General features: G+C 63.0%; 6 protein-coding genes. All 6 read right to left on the minus strand.

The features are described 5' to 3' along the window. Positions 1 to 108 precede the first annotated feature (108 nt). The 6 genes from VGY55_00645 to VGY55_00670 all read right to left on the minus strand — a co-directional run bounded on the left by VGY55_00645 (position 109) and on the right by VGY55_00670 (position 10,124). Positions 109 to 3,489, minus strand: a complete 3,381-nt coding sequence (locus VGY55_00645; protein HEV2968462.1) for an error-prone DNA polymerase — start codon at positions 3,487 to 3,489, stop codon at positions 109 to 111. Between the two features lie 28 nt (positions 3,490 to 3,517). Beyond that, a complete protein-coding gene (locus VGY55_00650; protein HEV2968463.1) occupies positions 3,518 to 5,206 on the minus strand; it encodes a DNA polymerase Y family protein in 1,689 nt (562 codons plus the stop codon). After that, the gene (locus VGY55_00655) at positions 5,133 to 6,062 is read right to left on the minus strand and encodes a hypothetical protein (protein HEV2968464.1); all 930 of its coding nucleotides are present in this window, start codon (positions 6,060 to 6,062) and stop codon (positions 5,133 to 5,135) included. The genes VGY55_00650 and VGY55_00655 overlap by 74 nt, the downstream gene beginning before the upstream one ends. 208 nt (positions 6,063 to 6,270) lie before the next feature. Beyond that, the gene (locus tag VGY55_00660; GenBank protein HEV2968465.1) at positions 6,271 to 7,329 is read right to left on the minus strand and encodes a DoxX family protein; all 1,059 of its coding nucleotides are present in this window, start codon (positions 7,327 to 7,329) and stop codon (positions 6,271 to 6,273) included. Positions 7,330 to 7,543: 214 nt separating this feature from the next. Next, the gene (locus VGY55_00665; GenBank protein HEV2968466.1) at positions 7,544 to 8,989 is read right to left on the minus strand and encodes a sigma-54 dependent transcriptional regulator; all 1,446 of its coding nucleotides are present in this window, start codon (positions 8,987 to 8,989) and stop codon (positions 7,544 to 7,546) included. Beyond that, entirely contained in the window at positions 8,982 to 10,124 is a 1,143-nt protein-coding gene (locus tag VGY55_00670) for an ATP-binding protein (GenBank protein HEV2968467.1), read from the minus strand. Before VGY55_00670 ends, VGY55_00665 begins: the two co-directional genes overlap by 8 nt. Between the last annotated feature and the right edge of the window lie 314 nt (positions 10,125 to 10,438).

Raw genomic sequence — 10,438 nt, forward strand, 5'->3', positions numbered from 1 at the left:
GAACGGGCAGTTTGCGGCGTGTTTGTACCATGTTTTGGAGATGCAAACGATGTGCCGCGAACGAAGGTGGGAGTTGCAAAAGCGGCCGAACCTAGGCTGAAACTACGCTCAACGAAAATCTCGCGATTGTGAGTTTAGTCCTTTGAGTTGCTCGGAGAGATCGACCAGCCGCGTGACGAGTACGTGAATGATCCCGTCTTGGCTTTGCAGGCGGCCATGGGCGATGAGAGCGGCGGCGGTGCGGGCGGCGCGGTGGAACCGCTGCCAAACGTCTTGGCGGATGATGAGATTGGCCACGCCCGTTTCGTCTTCGAGCGTGACGAACGTGATCCCCTTGGCCGTGCCGGGACGCTGCCGCACCAGCACCAATCCGGCCACGCGCACGAACGAGCTGTTCACTAGCTCCGCCAGCTTGGAAGCGGGCACGATCTCAAGCGCCGCGAGTTGCTCGCGGTGGAACTGAAGCGGATGCGCCCGCAGCGAAAGGCCGGCCGTCTGATAGTCGACCACCACTTCTTCTCTTGGCGAGAGCGGCGGCAGAGCCGGCGGCTCCTCGAAATTGGAGAGGCTATCCAGCAGCGGCGTCCGATCCGGCCGATGATCGAGCGCGAGCGCTTGCCACATCGCGTCCCGCCGGTTCATCGCGAGCGAGCCGAATGCATCCGCCTCGGACAGCAGCGCGACCACGGAGCGGCTCAACTTGGTGCGGCGAACAAAATCGTCGAGCGATTGGAATGGCCCCGCCTGTCGAACCTCCTCGATCCGCCGCGCATCCGCCTCGCGCAACCCCAGCAGCATCCGCAGGCCAAGCCGGAGGCAAGTACAAAGTGCGAAGTGCGACGTACGAAAACGGGCATCGTCCGCCTTCGTTTCGTCCTTCGCACTTTGTCCTTCGTACTTCTCTAGCGTGCAGTCCCAATCGCTATAGTTCACGTCGATGCCGCGGACCTCGCCGCCGTGCTCGCGGAGATTGCGCACGAGTTGGGCGGGGGCGTAAAAACCCATCGGCTGGCTATTGATGAGCGCGCAGCAGAACGCGGCCGGATGATAACACTTGAGCCAGGCCGAGGCATAAACCAACAGCGCGAAGCTCGCCGCATGGGATTCGGGAAATCCATATTCGCCGAAGCCGCGAATCTGATGGAATACTTGCTCGGCAAATTCAGCCGACAGCCCGCGGGCAAGCATCCCGTCGATCAACTTTTTGCGGAACTGCTCGATCACGCCGGTGCGCCGCCAGGCCCCCATCGCGCGGCGAAGCTGGTCGGCCTCGCCCGGCGTGAACCCGGCCGCCACGACGGCCAACCGCATCGCCTGCTCCTGAAATAGCGGCACGCCGAGCGTTTTGTGCAGCACCTCGCGAATCGCTTCGCTGGGATAGTTGACCGGCTCCTCGCCGGCGCGGCGGCGAAGATACGGGTGCACCATGTCTCCTTGAATCGGGCCCGGTCGCACGATCGCCACCTCGATCACCAGATCGTAATACTCGCGCGGCTTCAATCGCGGCAGCATGCTCATCTGCGCCCGGCTTTCGATCTGAAACACACCCATCGTGTCGGCCCGGCAGATCATGTCGTAAACCGCGGGATCCTCAGCCGGGATGGTGGCCAGCGTCAGCTCCGGCGAGGAGATCGGCCGGAGGTCGGAGGTCGGAAGTCGGACGTCGGAAGTCCGGTTAACCAACTCCAGGCATTTGCGAATCGCCGTGAGCATGCCGAGCGATAGGCAATCGACTTTCAGGATCCCCAGCGCATCGAGATCGTCTTTGTTCCACTGGATCACTGTGCGGCCGGGCATCGCGGCGTTTTCGATCGGCACCAAATCGGCCAGCGGCCCGCGCGTGATCACCATCCCGCCGACGTGTTGGCCGAGATGCCGCGGAAAGCCGCCGAGTTCGCCGACGAGCGTGACGAGCTGCCTTCCGACGTCCGAATCGGGATCGAGTCCCACGTCCTGGCAGCGCTCCTCGAGCCGACTGTCGTGATGGCCGTCGAGGCTCTTGGTCAGCTTGTCGATCCGGTCGAGCGACAGGCCGAGCGCTTTTCCCACGTCGCGCACGGCCGATCGCGAGCGGTAGCTGATCACCTCGGCGGTGATGCCGGCCCGATCGCGGCCGTATTTCTCATAGATGTATTGCAGCACCTCCTCGCGCCGCTCGTGCTCGAAGTCGATGTCGATGTCCGGCGCTTCGGCACGCTCGCGGCTGATAAACCGCTCGAAGAGCACGTCCAGCCGCTCGGGATCGACGGGCGTCACGCCGAGACAAAAGCAGACGGCCGAGTTGGCGGCCGAGCCGCGCCCCTGGCAAAGAATGCCGCGGCTGCGCGCGAACCGCACCAGATCGTAGACCGTGAGAAAATAGGCCTCGTAGCGCAATTGGGCGATCAACTCCAATTCGTGCTCCACCAGGCGGCGAACTTTTTCGGGCACTCCGCCGGGATAGCGCTCGGCTGCTCCAGACCACGTGAGCCGAGCGAGATAGTCGAGCGGCGTTTCTCCGGCGGGGGCAAGTTCTTCTGGATACTCGTAGCGCAGCTCATCGAGCGAAAATGTCGCTCGAGCGGCGATCTCGCAGCTTCGCTCGACGGTCCCGCGCGCAGGGGCGAATCGCAGGGCCATCTCCTCCGGGTCTTTGAGATAGCGTTCGGCGTTGGGAAAGAGCGCATCGCCCGCCTCGGCCACCGTGCAACCGAGGCGCGTGGCGGTGAGCACGTCGGCCAGCGGCAACCGGCTGCGGCGATAGTAATACACGTCTCCCGCGGCAACCAACGGCACCCGCGCCCGCCGACAGAGCGCGAGCCATTCGTCTAAGAGCTGCTCGTCGCGGGGCCCGCAATGCAATTCGGCCAGTGCATAACACCGATCGCCGAACAATTCGCGATAGCGCTCCAGGCCGGCTATGCCGTCGGCATTGGTGAGGCCGGCGGCATCCGTCGTTCCCTCTCCCAGAGGGAGAGGTTTAGGGTGAGGGGAAGCGGCGATGGATATTGCTTCCCCCTCACCCCGGCCCTCTCCCAGAGGGAGAGGGAGTGATTGCGCCATCGAAGTTAATAATACCCCTGCCAACAGCCCCGCGGCATGGTCGGCCACGTCGGCCAGCGTGACTTGACATTTTCCCTTCTCCGACCGCCGGCAACCGCGGGTGATCAATTGAGCTAGTCGCCCATAACTGGCCCGATCGGTCGCCCAGAGCACGACAGCCGGTGCATCGGTGGGAGCGATCTCGGCGCCGATGAGCAGTTTCAGTCCCGCTTGTTTAGCGGCCTCATGCGCGCGGACCACGCCGGCCAAGCTGTGCCGATCGGTGATGGCTAGCGCTGTATAGCCGAGTTCCGCGGCCCGCAACACCAATTCATCCGGATGCGAAGCCCCTTCAAGAAATGAGAAATTCGTTTTGCAATGCAGCTCCGCATAGCGCACCGCGCCCCCCCGCGGCGTCGGCGCGGCAACAATCGGCGGACGTTTGCTGGAGGGAGGTTGGTCAGGCATGTACTTCGTACTTTGTACTTCGTACTTCTCATCCGAATTCGCCGTGTAAAAACCAGCGGGTGTCGGCGAGGCGGCGGAAGAGCCAGAAGCGATGGCCGCTAGTAGTTTCGATCCGATAGTAATCGCGGCGGATGCCAAAAGCGGGATTCGGGACTCGGGACTCGGGACTTGGACGCGCCGGCGTTCCGCTAGCCGAGCCCCGATTGCCCGCGCGCCACCAGCCGGTTTCGATCCGCTCCGGCCCCCAACTTCGCGCGATCCGATAATCGACGCCGTCGAAGTGGAATTGAGCAGGCGGGCCGGCCGGAACCACCGAGATCACGGAAATCGGCACGGGACGATCGGCCAACCACAACGGGCGAACGCCTAGTTGGACGCAAGAACCGCCGGAGGCTGTCTTCGACTTCTCCCTCTCCCTTGATGGGAGAGGGCCGGGGTGAGGGTGTCGCGGAGAAAAAGGGGACTGTCCCCCTTTCCATAGGCGGTTCTTCTTCGCGGTCAACGAAGTCTTGGCGTCTGCCACTTGCCACTTGCCACTTCCTCGCACTCCGGTCCACGGCAGATCGACGCTGGCGTATTCCGGCTGAGCATCGGGAAGTAAACAGGGGCGCACCACCGCTTCCCGACCGAGCCGGCTGCTCAGCCGTTCCACGAGCGCCGCCAAATGCCGCGGCACATCGCGGCTACGGTCCGGGGCAAACAGGTCTTGCTGTTCGTGCGCAATCCGATCGGCGACCGTCACCTCGATGCCGAGCGCCGCCACCGGCGCCGCCAGACGGATCGTTTCCAATCGCAGACGAAGCAGCTCCCAAAGATGCTTGGGCGAGGCGCTGGGACGAAACAAGCCGACCGGCAAAGCGATCCGCTCGCGATCCGCGCAATCGATCCGGCAAACGAAGCTGAGCGCCCCCTCGTCGCGCGCAGCGAGCGGCTTGCTGACGCGGCGGATCAATTCCTCCAGCACTTGCTCGATGGCCTCGGCAGAATCGACGGGCGATTCGAACGCCCACTCGGCGGCCAGTTGCGGGGCCGCGCGATGCGGCACGAGCAATTCGCTCGTCGCGCCGGTCGCCCAATCGAGATGTTTGAGAAGCTGTGGGCCGAAGCGCGTCGAGAGGCTGGCCCGGGGCAACGCGGCAACCTGCTCGATCGTGCGGATACCCACCGCCGCCAGCAGATCGACCGTTTCCTCCGGCAATCGCAAGGCCGCGACGGGCAGCGGCGCTAAGACGGAAAGCGATCCGCCGGGCGGGATGATGCAAGGAAGTGGCAAGTGACAAGTGGCAGGTGGCAAATTGGGCGCAAGCGGAGACGACGCGGAAGGCGATACGGACATCTGCTTGCCACTTGCCACCTGCCACTTGTCACTCGTCACTCGCCACTTCGCCGCCGCCCAGGCGGCGCCCAGCGTGTCGGCGATCGCCACGCAAACCGACAAGCCTCGCTCGCGAAACTCGCGCACGACGCGCTCGGCCAAGGCCGCTTCGCCGCCGAATAGCGGCCCCAGCCCAGTCACATCCAGTGCCAAGCCGTCGGGACACTCGGCCGATTCGATCGCCACCGCCGGGCTGAATCGCTCACACCACTGAGCCAGTTCCACCAGCGCCGCCCGATCCGCCGCCAGATCGTGTGCTTCGATCGCGCTAAGCTCCGGTCGAGCGGCCGCCAGCCGCTGGAGCGGCCAATCGGGAAGCCAAATCCACAGCACTCGATTCATACAAGGCGCCTGTCTGTTCGTCCAATTCCAACTCGACCGTCCCTTGCGCCCCGCCGCGCGAACGGATCACCTCGACACGAAGCCGCCGCGCAGCGGCCGTCTTTCGTACTTCGCACTTCGTACTTCGTACTTGTGCTCCCTGCTTCGCCGGCGTGACCAAGAGCCGCAGTTCAGCCCACGAGGGTTCGTCGCGGGCTTGCTCGGGGCGCACAATCAAGCCGAGCGTGCCTCCCGCTTCGGCCGCCAACTGCATCTGCCGGAACCGCCGCTCCCCCAGCTTTCGTGGCCAGCAGAGAACGCTTCCCACTCCGGCCGACCGCAACACTTGATCGAGCGTCCAGGCCTCGTCCCGATCACTCTGTGGCCGCACGACGACGAACCAGTTCCAATCGATCCCCAAGCCGGCCGCGGCAGGGGGATAAAACATTCGCGGCCGATCCACCACCACCAGCGCTCCCGCCTCGCGACAGGCCCGAGCGGCGATCGCCAAAGCCAAAGTCGCCGCGCCGCTCCCGCGCCCCGCGGCCTTCACATCACTGCCGCGTCCCGTGGCCAATCCATCGCTGCCGCGCCCTGGGTGAAAAAGGGGACGCGACTCGTTTCTAAAACGAGCCGCGTCCCCTTTTTCTGACGTATCGCTGTCGCGTCTTGCGGCCCTCGCCTCACTGCCGCTACCGGCGGCCAGCCATTCGACCAGCGTTCCCCGGCAAAACCCCCGATCGGCCAACAGCCGGTCGAGGGCCGGGCAACCGCTGGAGACGATCTCAGCCGGCCCACGACGATCGCGCTCCCAACTGCGGAGCCGCTCCTGAAGCGAACGGACAATGTCGCGGGTCGTTTCAGACTCTCGGGTCATGCTAGCATCGCTCCTCCGCTGTAATTGTGTACATTTGTATAGATATCTTGTCAAGCAAAGGGCCGCGAAATTTTTGCCAGATGGCCGCGCCTCACAAGAGAAATCTTCGCCGCCAAGACGCCAAGGACGCCAAGAGGCAATCAACGATCCCGCCCTAACTTGGCGCTCTTGCCGTCTTGGCGGTTTATCGTCAGGCCAGTAGCTCGGCCTAGCTTTTCGCCGGGGCGGCGCCGATCTTCAGGTCCTTGGCTTTGGCGAGCCGCTCGAATCTAGCGCGGGCGAGTTTCCAGGTCTCGTCTTTGAGCGGCACGGCGCAGGCCCCTTTGCCGTTGCAGCGATTGATGCCGGCCGTGCCGTCGCAGCCTCCATGCCCTTTGCAATCGTTCAGGCCATTACAAGCGTGGCTGGCGACCGTGGCGCAGTCGCCTTGGCCGGCGCAGGAATTCTTGTGGTCTTTGCCTTTCCCCTTGCAGGTGTTCAATCCGCGGCAAACGTGAAGATCGCCGGCCAGCATGAGATCGGGATCGGTGCCCGAGGGCGCTTTCGCCTCCATGCTAATTGTGCTTGAGGCGGTGCTTTCCACGGCCTTATCGTCCTGCGGCGATTTTGCCGAATCGGTTTTCTCCTTCGCGTTGCCAATCTCCGCCGGCGGGGTAGCCGCGCGGCGGATCAAGACTCCGGCGGTCAAACCGGCGAGGGCCGCCACCATCAACTTCGCGAATTCGCGCCGGCCGGGACTCATCGATTCGACCGCGTTTGTGGAAAGCGCTGCGCGCGCCGCGCCTCCTTCGGCCGGCAATCGCCCGAGGAATAATCCCAACAGGCCGTCGAGCGAAATCGTGCCGGAGCCGAACAACAAGACGAGCAGGCAGGCGAGGAGATATAGAAACTCCGGTGCCGTGACGAAATCATTCGGGTTGGTGAATAGGGCGCGAAACCGGTCGCCGCTATTGGTGGCAAATGCCACCAGCATATTGAACGCGAGCGGCACGGCGGCCAGCCGCGCGGCCAAGCCAACCACCAGGAGCGCGCCGCATCCCAACTCGGTCGCGCCGGAAAGCACGGCGTTAGCCTTTGGCCAAAAGATCCCCAGACTTTCGAAGAACTTCGTAGTTCCATCGAGATCGGCAAACTTGTTCCAACCGCTCCTGACAAGCATCGAGCCCCAGTAGAGCCGCACGATCAACAGAAATAAATCTTGAAGATAAGACAGGCCCCAGACGAAAGCCAGATAACCGCGCCGGCCTCGATCAATCCAGTATTGCATTTTGCCCTCCACATAATTCACTCGGCGCACTTGGGGCGCGACCGACAAACATTGTGATTATAAGAGCACCGCGCGAGCAAACGCGAATGGGAGCAAGAAACGTGCCGCGATTACGACAAGTGAATCGCGATGCGATAATCTCTGCGGATAAATCGAGGCCAACTCGATTCAGGGCCGGTCCAAAGAACCGCTCACGGAGAAGGGACCAATCCACTTAGTCGCCTCGCCCGGAATCCGGTAAAACGCGCTTGGCGATCGTCATCCCCAGATCGCTGATCCGCCCGCGGAGCGTGCTGCGGGCGATACCGAGCAATTGACTGGCCAGCACTTGATTTCCCCCGACCCGCTCGATGATCTCGGGAAGTAGGATGCGGTCGACTTCGCAATGCACGCGGCGATAGATATCGTCCTCGCCCGCGTCGAGCAGATTTCGCGCGTACTCCGCCACATGAAAGCTGCCATCGGGAAGCGCGGTCGGCACACCGGCGTCAGGAGATACCTGGCAACTTGGCGGCAGACACTCGGGGACGATCGTGTCGCTCACGGCATGCACCAGCGCGTATTTCACGGCGCTCTGCAGTTCGCGGACGTTGCCCGGCCAAGGATGCTGCCGGAGCAAGGCCATTGCTTCCGGCGAGACCGACCGGACGTTCTTCCCCAGCTCTTGGTTAAACTGTCGAATGAAATAATCCAAAAGCAAGGCAAGATCATCCAGCCGCTCGCGGAGCGGCGGGAGCCGGATCGCAAACACCTTGAGCCGATAATACAAATCGCGGCGGAACAAACCTTCTTCGACGAGTTCCTCCAGGTTCTGATTGGTGGCGGCGATCACGCGGACGTTGGCCCGGAGTGTCTTGTTGCTCCCCACGCGCTCGAAGCTGCCATCCTGCAGCACGCGGAGCACTTTCGCCTGAGCGGCTAGCGGCATGTCGCCGATTTCATCGAGCAACAACGTGCCGCCATCAACCTGCTGAAACTTGCCGACGCGCAGGTCCGCGGCCCCGGTGAACGCCCCGCGTTCGTGGCCGAAGAGTTCGCTTTCCAACAGCGGTTCGGGAATCGCGGCACAGTTGATGGCCAGAAACGGTCCCTGGCTGCGGCGACTGTAATGATAGATCACCTGAGCGAGCAATTCCTTGCCGACGCCGCTCTCTCCCTCGATGAGCACGGTCACATCTTGCGGGGCGATGCGGCCGATCGCCTTGTAGACCTCTTGCATGGCGGGCGATTGGCCGACCATGAGTCCTTCGCTTGCAACGCCGTCGTTCGCTTCGCTCCGGCCCGTTGGCGACTCGCCCCGGCGGATTTCCAGCGCCCTCTGGACGGCGCCGCGAAGCTGATCGAAAGGAACCGGCTTGAGCAAGTATTCATAGGCGCCGCGCTTGGTGGCCTCGATCGCGGTTTCCATCGTCGAATAGGCCGTGATCATAATCACGGGCAATCGAGAATCGATCGTCGCTATCTCGGAGAACGCGTCCAACCCCGACATGTCCGGCAGGCGCACGTCGAGAATGACAACGTCCGGATTCAGCTCACGGACCTTATCGATGCCGTCGCGCGCCGTTTCAGCGGTGACGACCTCCAGTGAATCGCTCCGCAACGCCTTCTTGAGCGAATAGAGAAGGTTCGGTTCGTCATCGACGATCAAGAGCTTAGGCACTGCTCGCTCCTTCCGCTTGCAGCAACGGACTGGATTCAATCGCGGCCGGCGGCGGCTGATCTGCCGACAGGGCGGGCCTCGCCGGCAGACTGACGGTGAAAACCGTCCCACCTCCCGTCCGGATTGAAGCGACGATTGATCCGCCATGCGATTCGGCAATTCGCCGGCAGATGGCCAGGCCGAGCCCCAGCCCCGTCTCCTTCGTGCTGAAAAACGGCTCGAAGATCCGCTCCGCATTCGCGGCCGGCAGGCCGCGACCGTCATCGGCGACCGTGAGAAAAACCGCGGGAACCGGGATCAGCGTTCCCAGTTCATCGAACGACGCCCGCCTTCCCGAACCGACTTCAATCCAAATCGTACCGTGGTCGGCCACGGCGTCCAACGCGTTCAACAACAGATTCAGCGCGACCTGACGGACCTGCGTTTCATCCGCGTCTATCAGAACAGGCCGGTCCGGAAAGCACCTATGGATCACGACGTTTCGGCGCGCAGCCCGCGCGGCGAGGATCGCCGCGGTTTGCGATACCACGGGGCGCAAATCGATTTCCCTTCGCTCCAACTTCGCCGGCCGGGCGAAATCGAGAAAGCTCTGCAGTAGTTCTTGCAGCCGAGTGATCTCCTCATCCAGCACTTGAAGGTCATAGCTATCGAGGGCGGCGGCCCCGTCGGATCGCGCCGACTGAACAAGTATCTTGATGCTCATCAGCGGGTTGTGCAGCTCGTGCGCAAGACCTGCCGCGAGTTGGCCGAGCGCGGCAAGCTGGTCGGCTCGAATCACTTGCCGGTGCGTGGCGTGGAACTTTTCGATCACCGAGTTGACCTCCGCCGCGATCTTTTGAAGCACTCCCGCGAGGTCCTCGATGGCAGGATCCTCGTCGATCTCGATGGGGCCAACGACTTGATTCAGGCGCCCGGCCACGTCGCGCAGCGGAATCGTAAGTTGATAGACGGTTCGGCGAATGCCCCGGGCCAGGCCGAAGCCTGCCGCCGCGCCCGCCGCCGCACCGCCGATTCCCAACGAGACCAGTGCGAACACGATCCACGAGGCCATTGCTTCGTTGTCGTGACTGCGATCAGCCAGCTCCGCTTCGTTGAAATCGAGGTATTGCTTGACGTATGGCAGAACGTCTTCCACTAAGAGCCTATCCGAGAACCGCCGGGGACTGTCCCCCTTTTGCGAAGTCCGCGGAGCAAAACGGGGGCTGTCCCCATTGCCCCGCGGTTCTCGGATAGGCTCTAAGACTTGCGCGTCGACCTTCGGCGGTGGCGGTGCGGAAGCGGCGGAAACATCTTGCGCCAGCTCGCGCAACTGGCCCAAATATCTCGTCAGTCCGTCGTTCATCTTTGCGACAATGCCGTACTCGGTTTCGGTGGACGCGAAATGAGTCACATCGCCAGCCGCTCGCTCGACATCCTTTTGCATTGCGACGGCCTTGTCGATAAACGACC

It is taken from the genome of Pirellulales bacterium (genome assembly GCA_035939775.1).
Taxonomy (GTDB): domain Bacteria; phylum Planctomycetota; class Planctomycetia; order Pirellulales; family DATAWG01; genus DASZFO01.